19 protein-coding genes are annotated in these 24,074 nt (G+C 59.9%); 2 read left to right on the top strand and 17 right to left on the bottom strand.

Annotation, left to right across the window (positions count from 1 at the left end):
* The first annotated feature begins 1 nt into the window (after position 1).
* Positions 2 to 424, top strand: a complete 423-nt coding sequence (gene exbD, locus ACJ8IM_RS15075; protein ID WP_004937307.1) for a TonB system transport protein ExbD — start codon at positions 2 to 4, stop codon at positions 422 to 424.
* Positions 425 to 482: 58 nt separating this feature from the next.
* Here exbD and ACJ8IM_RS15080 read toward each other — a convergent pair whose 3' ends face one another.
* The 8 genes from ACJ8IM_RS15080 to ACJ8IM_RS15115 form a co-directional block, all read right to left on the bottom strand.
* Positions 483 to 1,526: a LacI family DNA-binding transcriptional regulator gene (locus ACJ8IM_RS15080; RefSeq protein WP_033654839.1), complete on the bottom strand. Its 1,044-nt coding sequence runs from the start codon at positions 1,524 to 1,526 to the stop codon at positions 483 to 485.
* 21 nt (positions 1,527 to 1,547) lie between these two features.
* The gene (locus ACJ8IM_RS15085; protein ID WP_033654845.1) at positions 1,548 to 2,957 is read right to left on the bottom strand and encodes a glycoside hydrolase family 32 protein; all 1,410 of its coding nucleotides are present in this window, start codon (positions 2,955 to 2,957) and stop codon (positions 1,548 to 1,550) included.
* The gene (locus ACJ8IM_RS15090) at positions 2,957 to 4,327 is read right to left on the bottom strand and encodes a sucrose-specific PTS transporter subunit IIBC (protein WP_033654840.1); all 1,371 of its coding nucleotides are present in this window, start codon (positions 4,325 to 4,327) and stop codon (positions 2,957 to 2,959) included. The genes ACJ8IM_RS15085 and ACJ8IM_RS15090 overlap by 1 nt, the downstream gene beginning before the upstream one ends.
* 63 nt (positions 4,328 to 4,390) lie before the next feature.
* A complete protein-coding gene (locus ACJ8IM_RS15095; protein WP_033654846.1) occupies positions 4,391 to 5,800 on the bottom strand; it encodes a carbohydrate porin in 1,410 nt (469 codons plus the stop codon).
* Between the two features lie 195 nt (positions 5,801 to 5,995).
* Entirely contained in the window at positions 5,996 to 6,922 is a 927-nt protein-coding gene (locus ACJ8IM_RS15100; protein WP_033654841.1) for an aminoimidazole riboside kinase, read from the bottom strand.
* Between the two features lie 180 nt (positions 6,923 to 7,102).
* Positions 7,103 to 8,629 carry a p-aminobenzoyl-glutamate transporter gene (gene abgT / locus ACJ8IM_RS15105; RefSeq protein WP_028127596.1) on the bottom strand — a complete coding sequence of 509 codons (1,527 nt, stop codon included), beginning with the start codon at positions 8,627 to 8,629 and terminating at the stop codon, positions 7,103 to 7,105.
* 100 nt (positions 8,630 to 8,729) lie between these two features.
* On the bottom strand, positions 8,730 to 10,181 hold the full coding sequence (locus ACJ8IM_RS15110; RefSeq protein WP_033655224.1) for a M20 family metallopeptidase: 1,452 nt from the start codon (positions 10,179 to 10,181) through the stop codon (positions 8,730 to 8,732).
* Positions 10,178 to 11,494 (bottom strand): M20 family metallo-hydrolase, encoded by a 1,317-nt coding sequence (locus tag ACJ8IM_RS15115; protein WP_033655225.1) that lies wholly within the window; start codon positions 11,492 to 11,494, stop codon positions 10,178 to 10,180. The genes ACJ8IM_RS15110 and ACJ8IM_RS15115 overlap by 4 nt, the downstream gene beginning before the upstream one ends.
* Positions 11,495 to 11,766: 272 nt before the next feature.
* On the opposite strand from ACJ8IM_RS15115, the gene ACJ8IM_RS15120 reads away from it, so the two are divergent.
* Positions 11,767 to 12,663 (top strand): LysR family transcriptional regulator, encoded by an 897-nt coding sequence (locus ACJ8IM_RS15120; protein WP_025304273.1) that lies wholly within the window; start codon positions 11,767 to 11,769, stop codon positions 12,661 to 12,663.
* Between the two features lie 27 nt (positions 12,664 to 12,690).
* Here ACJ8IM_RS15120 and ACJ8IM_RS15125 read toward each other — a convergent pair whose 3' ends face one another.
* The 9 genes from ACJ8IM_RS15125 to ACJ8IM_RS15165 all read right to left on the bottom strand — a co-directional run bounded on the left by ACJ8IM_RS15125 (position 12,691) and on the right by ACJ8IM_RS15165 (position 23,776).
* The gene (locus tag ACJ8IM_RS15125; RefSeq protein WP_033655226.1) at positions 12,691 to 14,814 is read right to left on the bottom strand and encodes a TonB-dependent receptor family protein; all 2,124 of its coding nucleotides are present in this window, start codon (positions 14,812 to 14,814) and stop codon (positions 12,691 to 12,693) included.
* Positions 14,815 to 14,974: 160 nt separating this feature from the next.
* On the bottom strand, positions 14,975 to 16,111 hold the full coding sequence (locus tag ACJ8IM_RS15130; protein ID WP_033655227.1) for an ABC transporter substrate-binding protein: 1,137 nt from the start codon (positions 16,109 to 16,111) through the stop codon (positions 14,975 to 14,977).
* An 86-nt stretch (positions 16,112 to 16,197) separates the two neighbouring features.
* Complete coding sequence (locus tag ACJ8IM_RS15135; RefSeq protein ID WP_442516240.1) at positions 16,198 to 18,345, bottom strand: phosphocholine-specific phospholipase C; 2,148 nt, start codon at positions 18,343 to 18,345, stop codon at positions 16,198 to 16,200.
* Between the two features lie 123 nt (positions 18,346 to 18,468).
* The gene (gene queF / locus ACJ8IM_RS15140; protein WP_033655238.1) at positions 18,469 to 19,308 is read right to left on the bottom strand and encodes an NADPH-dependent 7-cyano-7-deazaguanine reductase QueF; all 840 of its coding nucleotides are present in this window, start codon (positions 19,306 to 19,308) and stop codon (positions 18,469 to 18,471) included.
* Positions 19,286 to 20,182, bottom strand: coding sequence for a queuosine precursor transporter (locus tag ACJ8IM_RS15145; RefSeq protein ID WP_004937338.1), 897 nt, complete (start codon positions 20,180 to 20,182; stop codon positions 19,286 to 19,288). The genes queF and ACJ8IM_RS15145 overlap by 23 nt, the downstream gene beginning before the upstream one ends.
* Entirely contained in the window at positions 20,183 to 20,797 is a 615-nt protein-coding gene (locus ACJ8IM_RS15150; protein WP_033636033.1) for a helix-turn-helix domain-containing protein, read from the bottom strand.
* Between the two features lie 529 nt (positions 20,798 to 21,326).
* The gene (locus ACJ8IM_RS15155) at positions 21,327 to 22,628 is read right to left on the bottom strand and encodes a cytosine permease (RefSeq protein ID WP_033649111.1); all 1,302 of its coding nucleotides are present in this window, start codon (positions 22,626 to 22,628) and stop codon (positions 21,327 to 21,329) included.
* A gap of 20 nt (positions 22,629 to 22,648) precedes the next feature.
* Positions 22,649 to 23,338 (bottom strand): helix-turn-helix transcriptional regulator, encoded by a 690-nt coding sequence (locus ACJ8IM_RS15160; protein WP_033636032.1) that lies wholly within the window; start codon positions 23,336 to 23,338, stop codon positions 22,649 to 22,651.
* 27 nt (positions 23,339 to 23,365) lie between these two features.
* Positions 23,366 to 23,776, bottom strand: a complete 411-nt coding sequence (locus ACJ8IM_RS15165; protein ID WP_004937348.1) for a GNAT family N-acetyltransferase — start codon at positions 23,774 to 23,776, stop codon at positions 23,366 to 23,368.
* Between the last annotated feature and the right edge of the window lie 298 nt (positions 23,777 to 24,074).

Below are 24,074 nucleotides of genomic sequence, written 5' to 3' on the forward strand. Positions count from 1 at the left end.
CATGGCGATGCGCTTAAATGAAGATCTGGACGACAGCGGCGAACTGCATGAAATCAACGTGACGCCGTTTATCGACGTCATGTTGGTGCTGTTGATCATCTTTATGGTGGCCGCGCCGCTGGCAACGGTAGATATCCGCGTCGATCTGCCGGCTTCTTCCGCCAAACCGCAGCCGCGGCCGGAAAAACCGGTGTTCCTGTCGGTGAAGGCCGACAAGCAGCTCTACGTTGGCGATCAGCCGGTGAATGCCGATCAGCTGACTTCGGTGCTGGATCAACGCACTCAGGCCAACAAAGAAACCACCATCTTCTTCCAGGCGGACAAGAGCGTGGACTATGAAACGCTGATGAGCGTGATGGACACCCTGCGTAAAGCCGGCTACCTGAAAGTGGGGCTGGTGGGCATGGAAGGCGCCGCCAAGTAAGTAGCGGCAGCAAAACGATAAAGGGCGCTCAGGCGCCCTTTTTATTGATTCAGAAATATCACTCCCCGGCCAACAACGCCCGCGAACCGGCATGGCGCCAGTGGATACGGCCCGGCAGATAAAGCGCGTTCTGTTCCAGCGGCCGCTCGTCGATGAGCGCGGTGACCTGGCTGAAGCTATGTTGCGCCAGCGCCCGGCAGTCCTGAGCGACTGTGTCTATTTTCAGCGTCATGCAATCGAACAGGTAGTGATCGTCGAAGCTGCACAGGTGGATGTCGCTTTCCATCAGCTGATGCTGAGTCAGATAACGCAATACCCCTTCCAACAGGCCGCAGGCGGCGGTGAACAGCGCTTTGGGCGGACGCCCCAGCTGCGCGCACAGCTGAGCGAACATCTCGTAACCCGAGCTGGGGTGATAGCTGCCGTTGATGATCCATTCCGGTTTGCACGATACGCCGGCGCGCTCCAGGCCAAGCTGGAAGCCGGCCAGCCGATCGCGAGTCGGTGAAATGCGCGGCTGCCCGCCGAGAAAATAGATCTCATCCGGATGCTGACGCGCGACCTTCTCCACCAGGTCGGCGGTCGCATTAACCGAGTCGGTGATCACCAGCGGCAGTTCGGAACCGGCGATCAGGCGATCCATCTGCACCACCGGCAGCCCGGCGTTGATCTTCTGGTATTCCGCGTCGTTCAGCTGGCTGGAAGCGACGATCAGGCCGTCGACCTGCCGCTGCACCAGACTGTTCACCGCCATCATCTCCTGCGCCGGGTTTTCATCGGTACAGGCGATCAACAGCTGCAGACCGGCCTCGCGGCACAGCGTTTCCAGCTCGCGCGAGATCACCGCAAAGCCGTAGTTGGTCATCTCCGGCACCACCAGCCCCAGCGTGTGGCTGCGGTTGGAGCGCAAAGAGCGGGCGTGGATGCTGGGCTGATAATGGTGTTCGTGCGCCAGCGCCAGAATGCGATCGCGGGTGTCGTCGGACACCCGGTATTCCTTGCTGCGGCCGTTCAGCACCAGGCTGGCGGTCGATTTCGACACCCCGGCCAGCGTGGCGATGTCACTGATGGTAATGCGTTTATTTTTTTTCACTGACGCCATCTGAAGTCATCGGAGGATGCGTCATTCTAGCATGCATGGCGTCAGCGGCCAGTATTCCAACGCCAGCGGCGCGCTCCCGTTCAGCCGCAATTGCGGTTCAGCTGCCGGGAAGTAGCGCGCGCTCATCACCGCCTCGCCGTGGTTGATGAAAATCTCCACGCTGGAACGATCGAACAGCAGCTGCAGATGCGTGACCGGGCCGCGCCAGTAACGGTGCTCCGGCCTACCGTCGGCCAGGGAAGCGCGCGTCAGCTGCAGCCGTTCGCCGTCCCAGCTCAGCGTCATGGCGTCGCCAAAGTCGGCGCTGAACGCGCCCTGCGGCGTCAGCTGCAGCTCCGCGGCGCCCAGCGCATAGGTGGGGGCGTCATCGGCGCGGCCTTGCCAGCCAGCCCGCTCGCCGCGCAGCTGTTGCAGCTCGCGCGCCGGGCGCTGGTAGAGGCGGCCATGCTGCAGCGACAGCTCGCGCGGGCAGGTCATGGTGTGGATCCAGCCGTAACGGCGCGTCGGGTGGGCTTCTTCATCTTGCTCGGGCACGCCCATCCAGCCGAACAGCAGGCGGCGGCCATCTTCCGCCTGCGTCGTCTGGGGCGCGTAGAACTCGAAGCCGGCGTCCAGCTCGCGAAATTCGCCGTGGCTGAAGGCCGCCTGCCGGTAATCCAGCTTACCGAGCAGATAGCCGGCCTGATAACGGTTGAGATAGCGTTCCGGCTGCGGCGCCAGCCCCTGCGGGCAGCAGATCAACACGTCGTCGCCGTCCAGCGAGAACAGGTCCGGGCACTCCCACATGTAGCCGAATTCACCCAGGTCGTTCAGGCCGGAACCGGCGATCTCCCCCAGCGCTTGCCAGTCGCGCAGATCGCAGGAACGCAGCAGCAGCACCTTGCCGCGATCCTGCAAGTCACGCGCGCCGAGCACCATGTACCAGGCATCCTGATGACGCCACACTTTCGGATCGCGTACGTGGCCGCTGTAGCCCTCCGGCAGCGGCAGCACCGGCCCGAGTTTGCGGTATTCGCCCCGATCGCTTTCCTGAGCCAGGCATTGGTAAGCGGTGCGCGAGCCGTCGGGGAATTTCACGTTGCCGGTGTAGATCAGCGTGATTTTGTCTTCCGCCACCACCGCCGAGCCGGAGTAACAGCCGTGGCTGTCGTAACAGGCGCCCGGCGCCAGGGCGATCGGCTGATGTTCCCAACGCAATAAATCGGTCGATTGCCAGTGTCCCCAGCACTTGTTGCGATGATCGCAGCCCAGCGGGTTCCACTGATAGAACAGGTGATAAACGCCGTTGTGCTGGATAAAGCCGTTAGGATCGTTCAGCAAGCCAACGCTGGGCGCCAGATGCCAGGCCGGGCGGTGCGGATCGCGCAGCGCGCGTGGCTGGCCGTTCATTACCGCCCGCAGCGCCTGTTTGATTAAGCTGAGTTCTTCCATCATTGCGCGTCCGTTTTATATTTCAGCAGCAGGGAGAGCACGAAGGCGCTGCCAAAAGCGATCGCCAGGCCGAGGATATAGCTGACCAGCGAACTGGCCTGCACGATCGCCATGCCGGGGATCGCCGTCAGCCCGACCGCGTTCATGCCGACGTGGTTGGCCACCACCCAGGCGCCGCCGAGCGCGCCGCCCGCCAGCGCCGCCAGGAACGGTTTCACGAAGCGCAGGTTGATGCCGAACAGCGCCGCTTCGGTGATGCCGAGCATGGCGGAAAAGGCCGATGGCACCGCTATGGCTTTGATTTTGGCGTCGCGGGTTTTGAAATACACCGCCAGGCAAGCGCCGCCCTGCGCGATGTTGGCCATCGACCAGATCGGCAGCAGGAAGTTGACGCCGATATTGGGATTGCCGAGCAGCCCGGCCTCTACCGCATGGAAACTGTGGTGAATGCCGGTGATGACGATAGCGGAATAGAGGCCGCCGAACAGCAGCCCGGCGAACCAGCCCGCATGGGCAATCAGCGTGCTGAGCACGAAGGATATGCCGTCGCCCAGCGCGCGGCCGGCGGGGCCGATAAACAGCAGGGCGACAAAGCCTGAGATGACCACCGTCAGGAACGGCGTCAGGATCAGATCGAGCGCGTTGGGGATCACCTTGCGCAGCCGCTTTTCCAGCACGCTCATGAACCACACCGTCAGCAGCACCGGGAACACGGTGCCCTGATAGCCAATCATGGCGATCTCCAGACCGAAGAAGTTCATGGTGTGGAACCCCTCGGCGACGCCCCAGGCGTTGGTCAGCGCCGGATGCGTCAAAATGCCGCCGAGCGTGGCGCCCAGATAGGGGTTGCCGCCGAATTCGCGTGCGGCGGTGAAGCCGATCAGAATCGGCAGGATAATGAACGCCGCCGAGCTGAACATATCCAGCATGATGAACAGCGCGCTGTTGGCATCGGCCCAGCCGTAGGTTTTCACCATGCCGAGCAGCCCCATCAGCAGGCCGGAAGCGACGATCGCCGGAATGATCGGCACGAAGATGTTCGACAGCAGGCGGGCGATGCGCTGCAGCGGGTTGAGCTTTTTCGCCGCGATATCGGCGGCTTCGGCCTTGCTGGATTCGCTGACGCCCGCCGCCTTGATGAATTCCGCATGCACCTTGTTCACCAGCCCGGTGCCGAAGATCACCTGGATTTGACCGGCGTTGCTGAAGCAGCCTTTGACGCCGTCCAGTTTGCCGATGGCCTCTTTGTCCACCTTGCTGTCGTCCACCAGCACCAGACGCAGGCGCGTGGCGCAGTGGGCGGCGCTGGCGATATTCTCTTTACCGCCAAGCAGCGGCAACAGCGCGTTGGCGGTTGCGGTAATGTCCATGTTGTCCCCTTGCTAAATAAAAATGCCGCCGCGCCGTTTGCGGCGCAGCGCCGTGAATCGATGTCAGAAGAAATACTTGAATCTGGCGCGCATGCCGTAACGTTGATCGTTGTCGCCGTTGGCTATCTTGTTGTCGGCGTTGGCCTCCAGCAGCGACACATAGGCGCCTAAATACAGATTGAAATTCTTCATATTCATAATGTCAGGTATCTGATACGACGCGTGAACGGTGTGGATGTCGTAGTTGCCCGGTTCGCTGAGCGGGTTGTGGATATCGGCGGCGATCCCGGCGGTATTGAACTCTTTGATATTGTTATGGGCATAGATATAACCCAGTTCGAAGCGCCGCCACAGCACGTTGACGCCGGCGGTGAAGTCTTGCTCGCCTGAGGCATCCAGATAGGCGGTGCTCAGGTTGGCCACCACGCCGTTGTCCGGATCGGCGGCGCTGTTGTTCCAGCTCATCGTCATGCCGTAGCCGTTGCGCTTGGACTGATCGACGAAACGGCCCTGGCTGTCCCGATAGCCGTAGGCGTTATTCACCACGTTGCTTTCCATCGCCGCCGCGATGCTGAAGGCGTCTTTTTTCCAGGCGATCACCGGCCGTAAATAGGCGACGTTTTTCTTATTGTCCAGGGCGTTGCCGTGGTAGCTGTTGTCCTGGAACAGCGAAGTGCCGTCCTCCACCAGCGTGTTCAGCTCGAAATAGACATCACCGGCGTATTTGCTCAGCATCAGGTTGCCGCCGCTGCTGCTGCGGCCGCGGCCCTCTTTCATCATGTAGATATAGCCGAAGCCGTCGGCGTACAGATCGTTGGCGGTATTGCCGGAGTATTGAATGAAGGTGTCCTGATTCAGCGGGAACATGTCGTAGGCTTCAAAGCGGCCGATTTTGGTTTGCCAGTTCTTTTCATTGCCGAAGAAGAAGGCGGCGTCGTCCAGGTTCATTTTGCCGGTCATGTCCGCCAGCGGCTGCACGCTGAAGCCGGAGAAGTTGCCGTCCGGATTGCGGCGGTAGCCGTCCAGCCCGACCAGAATGCGGCCGTTGATATCCCAACGTTCTTTGTTGCCGGGTTTCCAGTCCTTGTGGTCGCTGCCTTTCAGCGACGTCAGTTGGCCGCTGCGGCTGGCGCCGTCCAGATTGAACTCCACGTCGCCGTACAGCTTCAGGTCATTGAATCCGCTCAGCTGCAGCGCGCTGGCCGGGGCAACCGGCGTTTCCGGCGTGGCGGCCTGCTGCGCAATCTGTGCGGTTTGCCGTTCGGTGTTGGCGGTGCGTTGTTCCAGCTGTTGCGCCCGACGTTCCGCCGCCGTCGCGCGGGTTTCAGCCTGTGCGGCGCGCCGTTCCGCCTGCGCCAGACGTTGTTCCAGCGCGTTGAGACGCGCCTCGATGCTGCCGCTGCCCGAGGCCGCTGCGCTGGAAGCGGAGAGGAAAAGCCCTGTTGTTATCGCCAAATAGCTGAGTTTTTTTATCATCGTCTATCATCCGGGTAAGGGTTGTTATTATTGTTTGCTAAATTGCTAAACCGGTTTTTCATGGCGAAAGATAACGAGAGCGAAGCGAGCTGGCAACTCAGTTAGCTAACCCGATTCAGCTATTGTGATCGAGCGCGCAAATCGTGGGTAAAAGAGCACGGCGAACCTGCGGATCGCCGTGAATGCTGAAGATCAACGCAGGAAAGCGGCCAGCTCGTCGGCGCGGGGCAGGGCGGTCATGGCGCCTTTGGCGGTGGTGGCCAGCGCGCCGCAGGCCTGGGCCTGGGCGATAACCGCCGGCCATTGCGTTTCCTGCGGCAATTCGTGAAGGCGCGCCAGCGCCGCTAACAGCCCGGCGACGAAGGCGTCGCCGGCGCCGGTGGTATCGACCGGCACGATCGATGGCGCGTGGAAATGGCGCAGACGCTGCCCATCGTGTACGCAGACGCCGTCGCCGCCCAGCGTCACCAGCAGCAGGCGCAGCGGATAGGTTTGCATCATCCAGCGAATGGCGTTCTCCAGATCGTCAAGATGGCTGATGAAAGCCAGCTCTTCGCGCGACAGTTTCACCACGTCCGCCAGCAGCAGCGCCTTTTGCAGACAGGGGCGCAGCGCTTCCGGCTGGCGCCAGACCTCTTCGCGGATGTTGGGATCGAAACTGACCCGGCCGCCGGCCGCCCGAATGCGTTCCATCGCGGTAAAGGCCGCGCTGCGGCTGGGTTCCTGCGAGAGCGCGATGGAGCAGAGGTGCAGCCATTCGCCCCGTTGGAAAGCCGGCAGATCGTCGGGCTGCAAAAACAGATCGGCGCTGGGCTGCACCATAAACGTGAATGAGCGCTCACCCTGCAGATCGAGATCCACCACGACCGTGGAGGTGTGGTGCTCGGGATCCGGCCGCATATGGCCGATATCCACCCCTTCATCGCTTAGCACCCGCTGCAAAAAGGCGCCGAAGCTGTCTTGCCCCACTCGCCCGATAAAAGCGCTGTCGCCACCGAGCCGGGCGATACCCACCGCCACGTTAGCCGGCGCGCCGCCGGGGCATTTGAGATAACCGTTGGCATTTTCCGGCACCAGGTCGATCACGGCGTCGCCCAGTACCCATACGCGATTCATCATGCTTAATCCCTGTTTTTGTCCTTGTCAGATGGGTTGCTAAAATAGAAGAACCGGTTTAGCAAGGCAATGAAATAATGCTCTGGGGCGTTGGGAGGGTGAGGAAGATCAATTTTTTTTCGGGGGGCGGGGGGAAGAGAACCCGCCCCGCGAGCCGGCTCGGGGGCGAGGTCGCGGGGCGGTTTAGCCCAGTTTCGGATACACGCCCGGGCCGATTGGCAACCCAAGCGCATACCAAACCAGCAGCAGCAAAATCCACACGCTGAAGAACACCACAGGATAGGGCAGGATCAGCACGTAATAAGTGCCGAGCTGCGCGTCTTTGCGGTAGCGCTGCAGGAAGCCGAGGAACAGCGGCAGGAACGGCGACATCGGCGCCAGCGGCAGCACCGCAGAGTCCGCGATGCGAAAGATCATCTGGGCGAACGCCGGGTGGAAACCGAGCAGCATAAACATCGGCACGAAGATCGGCGCCAAAATTGACCAGATCGCCGAGCCGCTGGCGATGAACATGCACAGGAAGGCGGAGAGGAACATCAGGCCGAGAAATGCCGGCGCGCCACTCATGCCGGCGGCTTCCAGCATATCGGTCAGGCCGACGGCCATAAACTTGCCCATGTTGCTCCAGTTAAAGAACGCCACGAACTGCGACAGCGGAAACACCATCACGATAAAACCCGCCATGCTTTTCATCGGATCGAGCAAGTGGTGGGGAATGTCATCCGGCCGCCGGATCTGTTTGGTGACTACGCCATAGGTAATGGCGACGGTGAAGAAGAACAGGATGATGATCGGCACAATGCCCTTGATGAACGGGGAAGGGATCACCGAACCGGTGTTCGGGTCACGCAGCGGCGCGGCCTCCGGCACCACCAGAGCGGCGATGATGGCGATAAACACCAGCGCGGCGATGCCGCTCATCATCAGCCCCCGGTTTTGCAACGGGGTCAGCGCGGCGATTTTGTCTTCGGCGCCGCCTTGCCACTTCGGCAGCCGGGGCTCGATAAACTTGTCGGTGAGCAGCGCGCCGGCGATGGTCAGCACGATCACGGAGGTGGCCATAAAGTACCAGTTGTCGATTACGCTAACGTGAACCGCGCCATCCACCGCTTTGGTGGCTTCGGTGCTGATGCCGGAAAGCAATACGTCGGTGGTGACGATCAATAGGTTGGCGGTAAAGCCGGAGGCGACGCCGGCGATCGCCGCCAGCAGTCCGGCTATCGGGTGGCGGCCCACCGCCACAAACATCAGCGCGCCAAGGGGCGGCATCACCACCAGCGCGGCGTCCGACGAGATATGGCTGAAGAAGGCGATAAACAGCACCATATAACTGGCGTAGCGGGCGCTGACGCGCGAGGCCATTTTATACATCAGCGCCTGCAGCAGGCCGACCTTTTCCGCCAGGCCGGCGCCTATCACCAGCGCCAAAATAGCCCCCAGCGGCGCAAAGCTGCTGAAGTTATGGATGATGTTGGGAAATATCCACTGCATGCCCGCCACGCTCATCAGGTTATTCACCTTGATGAGCTCGCCGGTGGCCGGATTTTTCACCGCCACGTCGAGCCAGGAAAACAGCGCGGTGGCCAGCATAAGCACCAGGATCAAATAGACGAACAGTAAAAACGGATTGGGGATCTTATTGCCGATGCGTTCCACCCAGTAAAAAACGCGTCCGGGGCTTTTATTGATTGGCGTTGTGGCCTCACTCATGATTTTACCCTCTGTGTTTGCTCTGTTGTGTGATTGTTATTATTTGATTTATTTATAATTATGCTTAGTGGCCCGGTTCTCCGGGCCCTGTCTGTTCATGCTATTTCAATGGGGAGGGTTTCACCCCCTGCGGGATTGGGCAGCGGTACGGCTGTTCGGCGCGCCGGCGTTCAAACTCGCTGCGGCAGCGCGCCAGCAGAGCGCTGTCGCTCAGCAGATCGATGGCGGTCGCCGCCATCACCTTGCCGGCCAGGCACATGCCCTTATGGGCGATAGCGGTGCGGCCCTGCGCCACCAGTTGCCAGGTGTGCAGAGGGGTGCCGAGTGCGAAACAGGGGCTAAAGCATTGGGCAGTCGGCGCCACCCAGCTCACGTCGCCAACGTCGGTAGAACCGTACAATAGGTCGTCGGATTCCACATAAGGAGCGACCTCGTCCATCAGCACCTTTTCTCCCAGCAGCTGCACCCACTCGCGCCCGGCTGCGCCGCCGGTGCGGGCAATGTTGAGTTTGGCGTTGCGCAGATCGTCGCGGCTCAGCGTCTGGCGGATTTCCTCGGCGAAGCGGCGTTCGGCGTCGCTGTACTCGGGCAGACCGAAATCACACAGGTTTTGATACATCGCGCGTTCCAGGCTGCGGTTTGGCTCATAGTTGGAGCAGGCCTTGTCGAAGCGCACTTCCATCTGGGTGTCAGTCATCAGCGCTGCGCCCTTGGCGATGTTAATCACCCGTTGGTAAATGTCCTGCGCCTGGTCGAGCTGCGGCGCGCGGATCAGATACAACACTTCGGCGTCGGCCTGTACCACGTTGGGGGAGCTGCCGCCGGTGTTGGTGACCGCGTAGTGCAGCCGCGCTTCTTGCACGATATGTTCGCGCAGGAAGTTGGCGCCGGTATTCATCAGCGTCACAGCGTCCAGCGCGCTGCGCCCCAGGTGCGGCGAGTTGGCGGCATGGGCGGCGACGCCCTTGAAGTGAAACGCCGCCTGAATGTTGGCCAGCGTACTGGTATTGAACATGCCGCTGAAGCCTTCCGGGTGCCAGGTGAGGGCGGCGTCGACGCCGTCGAACAGGCCTTCGCGCACCATAAAGGTTTTGCCGGAGCCGCCTTCTTCGCCCGGGCAACCGTAGAAGCGCAGGGTGCCGGTCAGCCGGTTTTGCTGCATCCACGCCTTGGCGGCGAAGGCGCCCGCCAGCGCCGCGGTGCCCAGCAGGTTGTGGCCACAGCCATGGCCGTTGCCGTTTTCCACCAGCGGCTGCGGCGTGGCGCGGCCCGCCTGCTGGCTCAGCCCGGCCAGCGCGTCGTACTCGCCCAGCAGCGCGATGACCGGGTGGCCGCTGCCGTAGCTGGCGATAAACGCCGTCTCGATGTCGCCCACGCCGCGCTCAACCGAGAAGCCTTCCTGCTCCAGCGCATCGGCCAGCAACGTGGCGGAATAGGTCTCGTTGAAGCGCGTTTCCGGGTGGTCCCAAATCGCGTCGCTCAGCACGCTGAAGCGGGGCCGGCGTTGGTCAATGTAGTCGTCGATAAATGCCTGCAGTGCTGAGTTGCTCATGCTTCGCTCCCGAATGTCGGCAGGTTCAGCGCCAGCGACGCCAGCGTTTTCACCGCCACCGCCATCACCTGCTCGTTGAAGTCGAATTTTTCGTTATGGTGCCCGGCGCTCAGCTCGGTGCCGAAAATGACGTATGAGGCCTGGCCGCCGCGGGATTTCACCCGCTCCATCATGTAGGTGGCGTCTTCTGAACCCGCAGCCTGTTCGCGGCGATCGACCACCGAGGTCAGCTCGGTTACCTGCTGTGCCTGGCGGCGGATGTAATCCACCCACGGTTGGGTCGGTTTGCTGCTCTGCGCAGCGCCCATCAGCGCGATGTCGCAGGCGACGCCGTGCATCTTGGCTGCGCCTTCGATGGCGTTCAGCGCCTGCTGATAGACGAACGCGTTGATCTCATTGGTGGCGCCGCGCGTTTCCACCTTCATAAACGCCCGATCGGCGATCACGTTGCGGCCGGTACCGGCCTGCAGCACGCCGACATTGATGCGCGAGCTGCCTTCGCTGTGGCGCGGGATGGCGTAAAGCCCCAGCGCAGCCTGGGCCGCTGCCAGCAGAGCGTTGCGACCGTCTTCCGGCCTGGCGCCGGCGTGGGAGGCGACGCCGCGGAAGGTGACGTCCAGCTTGCTGGTGGCCATAAAGCTGTCGCTGCCGCACACCAGCTCACCGGCCGGCACGCCGGTGCCGATATGCACCGCGGTGAAGAAATCGACGTCGTCCACCACGCCGGCCTCCACCATCGATTTTGCGCCGCGGGTGCCTTCTTCCGCCGGCTGGAAGATCAGTTTGACGGTGCCGCTAAGCTGGGGCTCCAGGCTTTTGAAGACGTGCGCCAGCCCCAGGCCGATGGTGGTATGGCCGTCATGACCGCATGCATGCATCATGCCGCTGTTGCAAGAGGCGAAGCCTTCACGGAACGGCAGGTGTTCGGGTTCCAGCAACTCGTTGAGATCGAGGGCGTCCATATCCACGCGGTAGGCGATGGTTGGGCCGGGGCGGCCGGTATCGAGCGTTGCGACGATGCCGGCGAAGCCGCCGGAAAAGTGCGGCAACCATTTTTCCAACGCCCCCTGATTGCGGGCGCGCTGTTCCTGCGCTTCCAGCTCATCGGACGAAGGCAGCCCCATGCGAGACTCTGCCTTGATGACCTCGCGGCCCAGCTGCAGGCGATAACCCAGCCGATCGAGTTCTTCCGCCACCAGGGTAGCGGTGCGGAACTCAAACCAGCCGGACTCGGCATAGCGATGGAAGTCGCGGCGCCAGGCCTGCAATTGCGGGTACAAATCGGCCACCAACATCGAAAGCGAATTAGTCATAGTGATATCTCATAAGTTATCGCGCGCTGGATCGTTCCAGGCAGCAGTTATGCTCTGAACTGAAATCAGACGGTGAAGCTATTGCAAAGAAAAAGGTGTATTTGGTTACTAACTGCCGTGAATGGCGCTTATTGGCGCAGAAAATGCGCTTAATTAAGCGAAATAAGAATTTGGTTATTTATTATGTTTTTTCCGAATGTACACAATGGAATCTGGCTAAATAAGATGCCAATATCTTGCTATTGATAAATAACGGTTATCGCCTTTCGCCTATGCCAGCCTCGATAAAATTGCACCAATTGCGTGCATTTGTGGACGTTAGCCGCCAGGGCAGCATCCGCGCCGCCAGCCGCACATCACGCCTTTCCCAGCCTGCACTGACCAAGGCCATTCAGGAGCTGGAAGAGGTGCTGGGCGCCAAGCTGTTTATTCGCCGTAGCCAGGGTGTGGTCTTGACCGACTGCGGCGATAACTTTTTCCAGCATGCCAGCCTGATCCTTGAAGAGCTGCGGGTGGCGCAGGAAGATATCCAGCAGCGGCTGGGGTTGGCGGGCGGCACGGTGAATATCGGCGTTGGTGGCAGCATTGCGCGCACCGTGATGCCGCAGGTGGTCACGCAGTTTCATCGTGAGTATCCCAACGTGAAGGTGCGCATCGTCGAGGGGCAGCTGGTGTCGATGATCCCTGAACTGCGCCAGGGCGAGCTGGATTTTACCGTCAATACCTACTATCCCAGCAGCCTCGACAACGAGTTGCAGTACGAACGGCTGATGGAAAAAGAGTATCGGGTGGTGGTGCGCAAAGGGCATCCGATGGAGGGGGCGACCTCGCTGAAACAGCTGCAGCACTGCGACTGGACCATGCCGACACCGAAAGGCAGTTATTACCGGTTATTGCACGATCTGTTCGGGGACTTGGGCATGGCGCCGTCGATCAGCGTGACCTGCGAGACCTTTATGGCTTGTACCAGCCTGGTGGCGCAGAGCGATTTTGTTAGCATTCTGTCGGTGGACGTGATTTCGGATCCGATTCTGGGCAAGCATTTGGTGCCGCTCGAGCTGGAAGAGAGTCTGCCGAAAGCGACGTTTTATCTTATCCAACGCAAGGACACCACTTTGACGCCGATGGGCGCGCACCTGGCGCGCCTGTTTCGCCTTTACTGTCGGTGATACCGAGGCCCCGGCGGGGCCTCGGTATCAGAAGGCGATCGACCCCTGCACGAAGAAGGTGCGCGGTTCGCCGACGTACTTGCCGAAGTTATTGTCGTTGGAGCGGGTGAAGTAACGCTGATCGAACAGGTTTTTCACCCCGGCGCCCAGCGTCAGGTTCGACAGCTGCGGCCCGAAGTTATATTCCCCGCGCATATTCCACACCATGTAACCGGCGATATCGCCGAACTGACCATCGGCGCTTTCCTGCGTGACGTACTCCGGCCCGGTGCCCGGCGAATGCTGTTTGGACTGCGCGTAGCCGTCCAGATTCCATACCCAGCTGCCGGTGGCGTAGCGCGTGCCGACGGTATAGACCTGGCGCGAGTAGAACGGCAGGTCTTTACCGGCGAAGTCGCCCTTATCGGTGCTGGCCTTGGTGTAGGTATAGCTGGTGTAGACGCTGGCGCCGTCGAGCGCCCGGTTCAGCTCGCTGAGATCGTAGCTGAGCGCCAGCTCGATGCCTTTGTGCTTGGTGGCGCCCATATTGGTCCAGCCTACGTCGTTGCTGATGTATTGCAGCTGGTTATCGAAGTCGATGTAGAACAGCGTGGCTTCGGCTTTGACCACGGTATCGTCGTAGCGGGTGCCGAATTCATAGGTGTGCGCTTTTTCCGCCGTCAGCCCCGGCGCCGGCTGGTTGCCGTTGCCGCCTTTGGTCAGCTGGAAATACTGCATGCTGCCGAACGAGGTGTTGGCGTTGGCGAACAGCTTCCAGGCATCGGACAGGTGGTACATCACGTTCAAGGACGGCAGCGGTTCGCTGTAGCTTTTCTCGCGGCTGATGTTGTTGAAGGCATCGTCCACGTGGGTGCGGATGCTTTCATAACGCAGGCCCGGCGTGACCGTCCAGTTGCCGACGTTGATGGTGTCGTCGATATAGAACGCGTTGGCCGCGGTGCCGCCGGAGGTGTGCTGGTAATAGTCCGGGGTCTCCGGCGTCGAGCCGATATCCGCCGGGTTATACCAGGCCGAACGCGACGCCTTTTCATCCATGGTTTCATTCAGGTAACGGTAACCGAGGGTGATTTCGTGCGCCATATCCCAGAAGCGGAAGACCTGCGAATAGCTTGGTTCGATAGCCCAGGTTGAATAGTGACGCGGATAGGAGACCATGCGCCGCTGGCCCGCGTTTTTGCCGGTGCCTTCCGATTCGATATTGCTGCCGCGATAACTGTCGGTGAAGTAGGTCAACACTTCGAACTGTTTGTCGTCTTCCTGATGTTTATACTTGAACGACATATCCTTGCGGCGGCCTTCGAACTGGTCCCACGGCCGCGTGGATTGGAACGGGTTTTGCGCGTATTGCGCGGCACTCAGCCCGCCCGGCATGCCGGCTTTGGCGTCGTAGTAGTGGAAATTGGCCAGCAGCTCGTCGCGATCGCTGAACGCATAACGCGTTTTCAGCATGAAATCGTCGATGTCGGTGTTGTCGTTGTTGTCGCGGTAGCCCTGACCGTGCAGGCCGGAGTAGAGCAGCTCGGCGCCGAGGCCGTTGTCTGCGGTGCCGCCCACGGAGGCGCTGGTCAGGGTCTTCAGGCCGCCGTGGCTGGCACCCTGGGTTTGTACGCTGGCGGTGCCGCCAAACGTTTTGGGAATGTCTCGGGTAACGAAGTTGATCACGCCGCCGACGTTCTGCGGCCCGTAGCGCACCGCGCCGCCGCCGCGCACCACGTCCACCGATTGCAGATTACCGATAGACAGCGGGGCCATCGACAGCTGCGGCTGGCCGTAAGGCGCGACCGCCAGCGGGACGCCGTCCATCAAAATGGTGGAGCGCGGAGAAAGACGCGAAGTCAGGCCGCGCACGCCGACGTTGAGCGAGATGTCGCTGCCGCCGGTGCCGTTGCTGTCGCGCACCTGCACGCCGGGTACGCCGCGCAGGCTGTCGGCGATGGTTTGGTCGCCCTGTTCGTGCATCTGCTGCTGGGTGACGATGGAACGCGCGCCCGGATGGTTGAGCAGCACCGAACTGGTATCAGGGTTGTCCAGCCAGTTGCCGACGACGGTCACAGTGTCGGTATCGTTCTGAGATGAATTATCAGTAGCAAGGACAGGGAACGCGACGGCGATGGCAGCCGTCAGCAGGGAAAGCCGAAAAAGAGGTGACATAATAATGCCTTAAGAGTTTCAGACCCGGATGTGTTTTTTTAGAAAAGACAATCTTAATGATAATTATTGGCAAGTAAATAGAATTGTTACGGGATAGTTAAGTGGGTAACTAAATAATGAATGCGGGAAACAGGGCCCGGCTGGCGGGCCCTGGCGGGGGTTATTGCGGCGTAAGCCAGAAGACGCCGCTGTAATCCAGTGCGGTGAATTTCTGATGCACCATTTCGATATCCGCTTGCGGATCAATATCTTTAAACAGCGCCGGGTGCAGGAATTTGGCGATCGCCTCAACCGCTATAAAGTTGAGCGGCGTGTCGTAAAATTGATGGTAAATCGCCATCACGCGTTTTTCTTTCACCGCTTTCAGCACGTTAATGCCGGTGCGATCCAGCAGATGCGCCAGTTTCTTTTGGCTGGTGGCCATATCTGTAGCGTAACCCAGCGGCACCGCCAGCGTGCCGCGATGCCCGCGGCTCCAGTCGGCGCCGGTCAGCAGATAGAAATCCGGGTTGCTGCTGATCACCTGCTCGACGTTCACTTCACCGCCCATGTCTGAAAACAGCTTGCTGCCGATATTGTTGCCGCCGGCGGTATCGATGAACTGCCCGAAGCTGCCTTTGCCGAAGGTGTTGCAGCACTGTTCGCCTTTGATGCCGGCGCTGCGCTCGATGAAGACGCTGGGGCGCTGCTCCGGTTTCAGCGTGGCGACGCGCTGGCGCACCAGCTCGAGGCGCTGCTGATAGAGGCGAATAAAGGCGTCGGCGTTGGGCTGCTCGTCAAACACTTTACCCAACAGCGCCATGCTGGCGACGGTGTTGGTCAGCGGCTGCTGGCGAAAATCGATGATCAGCACCGGGATGCCGACTTTTTCCAGCTGGGTCAGTACGCCGCTGTCTTTCAATTTGCTCAGCAGACCGATGTCGAAAATGATCAGGTCCGGTTGGCGCACCACCGCGCTTTCCACGCTGAAATCACTGGTGTAGGGGTTGTCGAAGGTAGGGATTTGCATGACCTGCGGAAATTTTTTCGCATAGGCTTCAACCAGATCCGGTGCTTTGACCTTCAGAGAGTTGTCCCAGGCGATGATGTTTTTCAGCGGCTGCTGCGGGTGCAGAATATTCAGCGCCAGCAGCGCGCGGGCATCGGCCAGAATAACGCGTTTGGCCGGTTGCGGCAGGGTGACCTGACGGCCGGCGACATCGGTGACGACGATAGGCGCGGCTTGAGCGGCGCCGGCCAACAGCAAAACGCAGGCGGCCAACCAGCGGCCGGCTTTGGCGATAAGAACAGCGGGCATGAAGATCCTTGGGTAATCGGCTGGGAACGAGAACGCAATGATAAGCGATATCCTTTCGCTTTTTGAACTCCCTTGATGCCGATCGATTACCCCTGGCCCATCAGCGGGTCGCTGACGCTGTGTTCGCCATCCTCCAGCCGCCCCGCCAGGCGGCGCAGCCAGCCGTCGGCGCCTTGCAGCGTAAGGTCATACCAACCGCCGCTGGCGCGGGCGTCAAACGCTTGCTGGTGGCTGCCGCCCGCCGGCAGCGTGATAGGCCACGGCCCTTGCTGCGTGTAGGGGCAGCGTTCGAGGGTAACCGCTATCGCTTCGGTGCCCGGATTGTTCAGCTGCAGCAGCAGGCTGCGGCCCGTCGGGCGCAAACGCACCTCCGGCTGCGGCCGGCTCAGGGCGCCGCGCAGCTCGCGGTGAAAGCCGTTGGGGCCGAGCAACCACAGATGGTACTCATTCTCCGCCAGCCAGTCGTCGCTGACCGCCTTACCCGCCTCGACGGTAAAACGGCGCGGGATCTGCGTCAGATCCCGCCGATCGTAGACGTGAAACACCGCTCCCTGCTCGCCGGTATTGAACAGGTTCAGCGTCACGCGGCGCTGCTCGGCCGCGACGGTGGCTTCGACGTGCAGCTGGTACGGCAACGCGCGGGAAGGGCGTGCCAGGCGGCGTTGATGGGGCAAACGCTGGTGGGCGGGGGATGGCAGCGGCACCTGCGGCAGCTGTTCCTGGCGCAGGCGCAGGCCGTCGGCGGCGTGGCGGCTGGTGGCGGGCAGGCTCGGCAGCGCTTCGCCGTTAGGATCGACAAAGTTGAACGCCGAGGTGAGATCGCCGCACACCGCGCGGCGCCAGGCGCTGATGTTTGGTTCATGCACCTGAAAGCGCTTTTCCAAAAATTGCAGCACCGAGGTGTGATCGAAGACCTGCGAATTGACCCAGCCGCCGCGACTCCAGGGCGACAGTACCAGCATCGGCACCCGTGGGCCGGGGCCGTAGATGCGGCCGTCCGGCGGCGGTTGATCCTGCGAACCGGGCGGGGCCACGTGCTGGAAGATCTCGGTGTCGAACGGCACGGTCGATTTACCGGCGAAGCTGCCGTCTTCGCGCAGCGACGGCGCGGAAGGCGAAGGCATATGGTCAAAAAAGCCGTCGTTTTCGTCGTAGTTGACCAGCAGGACGGTTTTACTCCACACCTCCGGGTTGTCGGTCAGCGCGTTGAGGATCTCTTGGGTGAACCAGCCGCCCTGCACCGGGCTGGAGGGATCGGGGTGTTCCGAATAGGCCGCCGGCGCGATGATCCAGCTGACCTGCGGCAGTTTGCCCTGCTGTACGTCGGCGCGAAATCCGGCCAGCATGGCGTCCAGATCGTTGCCGTCGGCGGCCGGCAGGGTGTTGCCGTTGCCCTTGTACAGCGGCGCGGCCTCGTTGAGCGCATCGCTGTAGGGCACGAAGGCGTTGAAGTCTTTCGGCGGCCGCGCCGGATTGCCCACCTGAATGCTGGCGGCGCGGTATTGGCGAAAACCCGCCAGCGGGTTGTCGGTAAAGTTGTCCGGCAGGAATTGATACACCTTCCAGCTGACGCCGCTTGCCTCCAGCCGTTCCGGATAGGTTGTCCACTGGTAGCCGATCTCCGCCGGGCCGGGGCTGTCCCACTCGTTGACCACCACCGCCACGTCGGCGGCGGACGGGCCGTTGGTGCCGGTCCAGTGGAACAGCCGGTTGGTGTTGGTACCGGCGTGAATGGAGCAGTGATAGGCGTCGCACAGGGTAAAGGCGTTGGCCTGCGCGAACTGGAACGGCAGCTCCTGCTGGCGATAGTAGCCCATCGAGGCCGGCGTTTTGTAGGTGGGCCAGGCGCTCATGCGGCCGTGATCCCAGGCGGCTTGCTCATCCACCCACGAGTGCGGCGTGCCGGTGACGCGCTGGGCGTTGCCGCGTTGGCTGTCCAGGTGGTAGGGCAGCACCAGCCGCTCGGCGCCCTGCTGCTGCCAGACGTGGCGATCGCCGGGCAGTGGAATGGTGAAGCGATCGCTGAAGCCGCGCACGCCAGGCAGGGTGCCGAAGTAGTGGTCGAAAGAGCGATTCTCCTGCATCAGGATCACCACGTGTTCGACGTCGCGCAGGGTGCCGGTGCGGTTATTGGCGGGAATGGCCAGCGCTTTGCGAATCGAGGCGGGCAACAGCGAGAAAGCCGATCCGATGGCGGCAGCCCGCAGGATGTCTCTGCGTGAAAGGTCAGGCATGCGTCGTTAATCTCCGTCAGTGTGCTTTGAAGATAGCCGCTGACGACGATAATGGCGAAAAATAACAGGGAGATGAATGCGAGGGAAACAATGCTCCCCGGCGGGAGCATTGGGGGATAACGCTTACTGTCTGATCAGGCGGCCGAGCGCCGGCGCCGTTTCGAAATCGCTGCGGAAGGGGTTGATGTCCAGGCCGCCGCGGCGGGTGTAGCGCGCGAACACGCTGAGTTTTTCCGGGCGGCAGCTCTGCTTGATGTCGTTGAAAATGCGCTCGACGCACTGCTCGTGGAATTCGTTGTGCTGGCGGAAGGAGATCAGGTAGCGCAGCAGGCTTTCGCGATCGATTTTGCGGCCTTCATAGCGGATCACCACGCTGCCCCAGTCCGGCTGGTTGGTGACCAGGCAGTTGGATTTCAGCAGATTGGAAGACAGCGTCTCCGACACCGGTTCCCCTCTCTCGGCCGCGCCGTTCAGGTATTCCGGTTTGAAGGCGAAGTCGTCGACCGCGATATCCAGATCGTCGATATTGATGCCCGGCAGGCGGTCGATCTGCGCCGGGTAACCTTCCAGCCCCGGATAGAGTTTGACGGTGACCTGGCCGTTGGCCGCCTGCGACAGATCTTGCTGCATGGCGGCGCTCACCTGTTCCACGCTGTCGAAGCGCGTTTGGTTGAAGCTGTTGAGATACAGCTTGAACGACTTGGATTCGATCAGGTTCGACGAGGAGTGCGGGAAGGTAAATTCGCCGATGCCCACCACCGGCTTGCCCTTGGCGTTGAGCCAGGACAGCTCGAAGGCGGTCCACAGATCAAAGCCGCTGAACGGCAGCTGCCGCTCGTCCACGCCGATCAGATCGCGGCCGCGCGCGCGCGGCAAGGCTTCGAGCAATGCGGGAGCATATTGATCCGGATAATCGGAGTTGGCGCCAAGATGGGTGATCTTATCTTGCTTTTGGATATGCATATTCATTGCCCTTTGCTTGTTCGGTATTGATGTAGCGGTTAAACAGACTGCGGGTGGCGTAGATCGGCCCGACGCCCAGAAGGGCGTAAACCACCTTGATCAGGAACTGCGACAGGATCATGGTTTTGATGATGTCCCAGCTCAGCACGTTGTAGAACGCCAGCGTACAGAACACCACGCTGTCGATGGCCGAAGCCACTACGGTACTGGTGATCACGCGCACAAACAGGTAGCGGGAGTTGGTCAACTCTTTGATTTTGCAGAGCAGGTAGGAGTTGACGTTCTCGGAGATCAGGTAGGCCGCCGACGAGGCCACCAGCACCGCCATGATGCTGTGTACGATGCCGTTGTAGGTCTCGCTGTACTCCCACTGCGGAATGCTCGGCACCAGCGTCGTCACCCAGACCCCCAGGACAAAGGTCAGGTTGGCGATAAACGAGATGATGATGGTGCGCCTGGCCAGCCGCAACCCGTAGAATTCGTTGAGAATGTCCACCAGAATGAACGTGAGCGGGTAGATGAAGATCGCCGGCGGCGTGATGAGATTCAGCACCGGGATTTGGATCGGCTTGACGCCGCACAGCGTTGAGAAAATATAAATCACGCTGAGCGCCACGGTAATAATCAGGTAGGCGTACCAGGATCGTTCATGGCGATCGCTGAGCTCGTAGGCGGTTTTTTGTTGGTTGTCGCCATAGAGTTTGCGGTACAGCGCCTGCAGCTCGTGCCGGCTCAGATCTTCCGATATTTCGCTGTCGGCCAGCTCATTCAGCCCCATGGTAATGGTTTTGCCGGTGGCCAATACCATGACATTGGCCGCGATGGTGCCATGCCGGGTGAAGCCCAACAGCTTGAACTTCTGATTCGGTTCCATTTATAACCTTTCTCCAACGATGTAACCCAGGAATTGCACGGTGTCCTGAGGGCGTTTGTCCATGCTTTCGCTGTCTTTGTCGTCAACCACAAAGAAGCCGCTTTTTCCCGAGTGATACAGCAAAGGCGAATCGCAAATCAGTACCGGCGGACGTTTTATGATGATGATCTCGCCGGGAATAAATGACCCTTTAATTTCGGTCTCTATTTTCATTGCCAACATGTTCGACTCATCGCCGAAGAAATAAGTCAGAGGAAACTCGGTGACCAGTTGCCCGATCTTGCGTTGCGAGACGGCCAGATAGCGCGACTGCGGGATCACCGGAATGGCGGAAGGGTTCTTGTTGCCCTCGGTGGACAGCGTCTCGTTGAGCAGCTCCAGCTTTTCCAGATCGTAGTCTTCGATCTCTTCACAGGAGACACCGAAGAAATCGGAGATCCGATTCACGGTGGATTGCTGAACGTTGTTCACTCTTCCGTCAAGAATTTTGTAGAGAGTCGTGCGTGTCAGGCCACTGCGATTGGAAAAGGAAGCCTTGGTTTCACCGCGGGTACGCATCAGATATTCAATATTTTTAATGATGTTGATTTTGCGCTGTGCGTTGGTGGTTTTCATTGGCTGTCCTTACAAACATTACGCAGGCTTCACTATATCCTACGCACTGGCGTTGTCCAGATAAAAAGGCGCGGACGCGCGGGTAACAGGCTGATTATTGGCGGTAATTATTGTTTCTCGTCAGCCGTTTAGCGCAGTGATGTCAGCGGGGGTGGCCTGCTTTCTCTGTGCGAAAGATAAAGCCGTGTAAATCAATTGATTAGGTTTTGCTTATGGAAAAGTGAACACAAAAGCCGGTTTTATGTTTACTTTTATGTTGACCAAAACCGATTTCATGGGCTACTGTTCATGCAAGCTGAAGTTTTTCTTTATGATCAAACACGGAAGCCAACAATTTTTATAATAAAAAGCCCAGAGGGGGCGTTGCCACACTCTGAGCATAATGGATAGCTTGCTACCGACACCAGGGACCCTAACTACCACGGCCGTTTGTCTGCGCGATCGGCCTATTCTTTTGCACTAAATCTCCCTTTTCGAGCATCAAACACTCCCCCGTTACCGGAGGAGTGCATTAACGCGTGCGCGAAAATCAGAGCGATTTCTGTGAGGCCAGCGGTTTTTGCGCCCGGCTGAAGGCCAGTTTGAGCACCCAATACAGCAGGCTGGCGGCCACCAGAGAGTTGATGGTCGGCACGCCCCATTCGGTCGCCAGGCCAACGGCGCCGCCGACGATGCTGGCGACGATCGCCGCCCAGCCGATGGTCGGCGTTTCGCTCGGCAGCTGGCCGGTACGGCGGCTCTCGTCCAGGATCTTGCGGTGGCTGCGCAGCAGGTAATAGTCCACCAGCATGATGCCGATAATCGGCGGGAAGACCACGCCAAGCACCGTCAGGAAGTCGACAAAGCGGTCAAGAATGCCCAGCACCGACAGCGTGGTGCCAAGAATGCCGATCACCAACGTGGTGTAGGTGTACTTCAGCTTTTTGCCGGTGATGCCTTCCACCGCGTTGACGATGCCCAGCGAAGAAGAGTACAGGTTGAGATCGTTGACGCGCAGGGTGGAGAACACCACCACCAGCAAACCGGCGCCGCCGGCCGCTTGTGACATGATGGTGACCACATCGGCGGTGCCCAGGGTTTTGGCGATCAGGATCGCCAGGCCGTTCACCACGAACTCGCCGGCGATGATGGTGAAGAGCGTGACGCCGAGCACGTGCTTGCCGTTTTTGGAGTAACGGGTCAGATCGGGGGTCATCAGGCTGGCCACGATGGCGCCGCCGACGACGATGGTGATGCCGGCGCTGATGGTCAGCGGTTCACCCGGCGGCGCCAGCTGGATGATCTCCTGCAGGTTATGGCCGGAAAGCGCGGTCACCGAAATATAGGCCACCAGCATGATGAACATCGGCACCGCGATACGGGCGGCGATGCGCAGCGCCTTGAAGCCGAATGCCACCAGGATGGTCAGCAGCGTGCCCGAGAGCCCGGCGGCCAGGCCGAAGCCCAGCTTATTGCCGAGCGCGAAGTCGAGCGACTTGGCGAAAATGGCGTTCTGAATGCCGAACCAACCCAGCAGGCTGACGGCCACCACCACGCCGATCAGCACCGAGCCCAGACGGCCGAAGCCGCACCAGCGCGCCAGCAGGCTGCCGGAAATGCCTTCGCGCATGCCCGCCAGCCCCAGGCCGTAGGTCACCACGCCGAAGATCAGGCTGCCGACGAAAATGGCGGTGAAGGCGTCAATCAGCGTCATGGAGTTGCCGAGTACGGCGCCGAGCATGAACTGGTCCAGCGCGGTCAACATGCCCATATGCACGATGGCCACGCTTAAAAACGAAACTCGTTTATCCTGCGGCACCCGGGTGAGCGGATAATCTTCGATCTTTATCACGGTGAGATCTTCCTTGCGGTTCAAATAAACTGAATGCCTTTGGTTATCAGGCGATCGGGAATGTAGTTATCCAGGTTGGCGTATTTGCAGTATTCCTCAAATTGCTGCTGAGTATGCACGTTGGCCTTCTGGTAAATGTTATAAATACGGTTTTCGATGGTCTTATTGCTGACGTTATAGATTTTGGCGATCTCTTTCACCGTAAATCGTTGCAGCATAAGGAAAATGACATCGAGTTCGGCACGGGTGAACAGCTCGTTATTGACTTCGGTGGTCAACACGCTGGGTTTTTGCTGATTGATGTATTTCAGCGGCGACAGGCTGTTCATCGGCTTGGCGTTCCAGATCACGCCAATCACCTGTTTGTCATCGTTGTACACCGGCAGCTTTTCGCTGATAAACGGCGTCAGGCTGTCTTTGCCGTACCAGTAGTGCGTTTCTATGACCGTGACCCGATCGCGCGCCGCTTCGGTCATCTTGTCATGCTCGATAAAGTCGGCGGCGGAGTCGGCCCAGTCGGCGGGGAATTCGTGGTCATATTTACCGGCGACGTCGAAATTCAGCGGCGTATTGGTATAGAGATAAGCGGCGCGGTTCATATAGAGGTGGCGGGACAGCTGATCTTTGATGCCCCAGGGTTCGCTCAGGTGCTCCATCATGGTGATGAGGCCCTTAAAATAAGATTCATTATTTTTATGCGATGAACCCATACCCACCTCTGTGCCGCTCAGGCTGCTTTACAGGCTTTTAGCCAGGTAATGGCGGGTGTGGCGATGCGCATAGTCGCCCAGCTCGCCGTAGACCCGGTAGCCCAGTTTTTCGTAGAAGCCTCTGGCCTGGAAATCGAAGGTATCGACATAGGCCATATGGCAACCGCGCTTGCGGGCTTCTTCTTCTGCCAGCTCCATCAATTGGCGGCCGTATCCGCTTTTGCGGCATTGATCGCCGACCCACAGATACTGCACTTCCAGGCCGCCCCACCAGGTGCGTGCGACCAGGCCGCCGACGATCTGCTGGTTGTCGTCGGTGACGGTCAGGAACAGCGGGTGAATGTCTACGGGCTGGGTTTTGTGATTGTGCGCCCAAAGGCTGTCGATAACGAACTCTTCATCCTGCGGGTTGGGTTTGTCGGTGATATTAATATTCATTTTTAATATAATTCCCTGATTTAATTATTCAAAACCGAACTAGGCGCTTTCGCTCCAACCGCTTCTAATATCACTTTAATTAATGTATTTCAAGGGTGGTTTTCACCCTTTTCCACCCGGTGAGCGGGCGCTTATAGTAGGCGTCACAGGGAGAAGAAAATAGTGAACAGGCGGTATTAAAACGCTGAAATGCCCTGCCAACACCATCTATTCCTACTTGCGCCTCACCAGGGCCCCACCGGGAAAACTGCAGTACTGTATGGCTCCACCGGATAGAGCAAGCTCACTTGCCGACGGG

Source organism: Serratia sp. CY33525, assembly GCF_052169115.1.
Lineage (GTDB): Bacteria > Pseudomonadota > Gammaproteobacteria > Enterobacterales > Enterobacteriaceae > Serratia > Serratia sarumanii.

Excerpts from the sequence above, each read along its gene's own strand:
- ACJ8IM_RS15145 (WP_004937338.1), bottom strand. The coding sequence starts at position 20,182 with ATGGAACCGAATCAGAAGTTCAAGCTGTTGGGCTTCACCCGGCATGGC.
- queF (WP_033655238.1), bottom strand. The coding sequence starts at position 19,308 with ATGCATATCCAAAAGCAAGATAAGATCACCCATCTTGGCGCCAACTCC.
- ACJ8IM_RS15100 (WP_033654841.1), bottom strand. The coding sequence starts at position 6,922 with ATGATGAATCGCGTATGGGTACTGGGCGACGCCGTGATCGACCTGGTG.
- ACJ8IM_RS15115 (WP_033655225.1), bottom strand. The coding sequence starts at position 11,494 with ATGACTAATTCGCTTTCGATGTTGGTGGCCGATTTGTACCCGCAATTG.
- ACJ8IM_RS15125 (WP_033655226.1), bottom strand. The coding sequence starts at position 14,814 with ATGTCACCTCTTTTTCGGCTTTCCCTGCTGACGGCTGCCATCGCCGTC.
- ACJ8IM_RS15160 (WP_033636032.1), bottom strand. The coding sequence starts at position 23,338 with ATGGGTTCATCGCATAAAAATAATGAATCTTATTTTAAGGGCCTCATC.
- ACJ8IM_RS15165 (WP_004937348.1), bottom strand. The coding sequence starts at position 23,776 with ATGAATATTAATATCACCGACAAACCCAACCCGCAGGATGAAGAGTTC.
- ACJ8IM_RS15120 (WP_025304273.1), top strand. The coding sequence starts at position 11,767 with ATGCCAGCCTCGATAAAATTGCACCAATTGCGTGCATTTGTGGACGTT.
- ACJ8IM_RS15130 (WP_033655227.1), bottom strand. The coding sequence starts at position 16,111 with ATGCCCGCTGTTCTTATCGCCAAAGCCGGCCGCTGGTTGGCCGCCTGC.
- exbD (WP_004937307.1), top strand. The coding sequence starts at position 2 with ATGGCGATGCGCTTAAATGAAGATCTGGACGACAGCGGCGAACTGCAT.
- ACJ8IM_RS15085 (WP_033654845.1), bottom strand. The coding sequence starts at position 2,957 with ATGGAAGAACTCAGCTTAATCAAACAGGCGCTGCGGGCGGTAATGAAC.
- abgT (WP_028127596.1), bottom strand. The coding sequence starts at position 8,629 with ATGAGTGAGGCCACAACGCCAATCAATAAAAGCCCCGGACGCGTTTTT.
- ACJ8IM_RS15080 (WP_033654839.1), bottom strand. The coding sequence starts at position 1,526 with ATGGCGTCAGTGAAAAAAAATAAACGCATTACCATCAGTGACATCGCC.
- ACJ8IM_RS15110 (WP_033655224.1), bottom strand. The coding sequence starts at position 10,181 with ATGAGCAACTCAGCACTGCAGGCATTTATCGACGACTACATTGACCAA.
- ACJ8IM_RS15135 (WP_442516240.1), bottom strand. The coding sequence starts at position 18,345 with ATGCCTGACCTTTCACGCAGAGACATCCTGCGGGCTGCCGCCATCGGA.
- ACJ8IM_RS15090 (WP_033654840.1), bottom strand. The coding sequence starts at position 4,327 with ATGGACATTACCGCAACCGCCAACGCGCTGTTGCCGCTGCTTGGCGGT.
- ACJ8IM_RS15150 (WP_033636033.1), bottom strand. The coding sequence starts at position 20,797 with ATGAAAACCACCAACGCACAGCGCAAAATCAACATCATTAAAAATATT.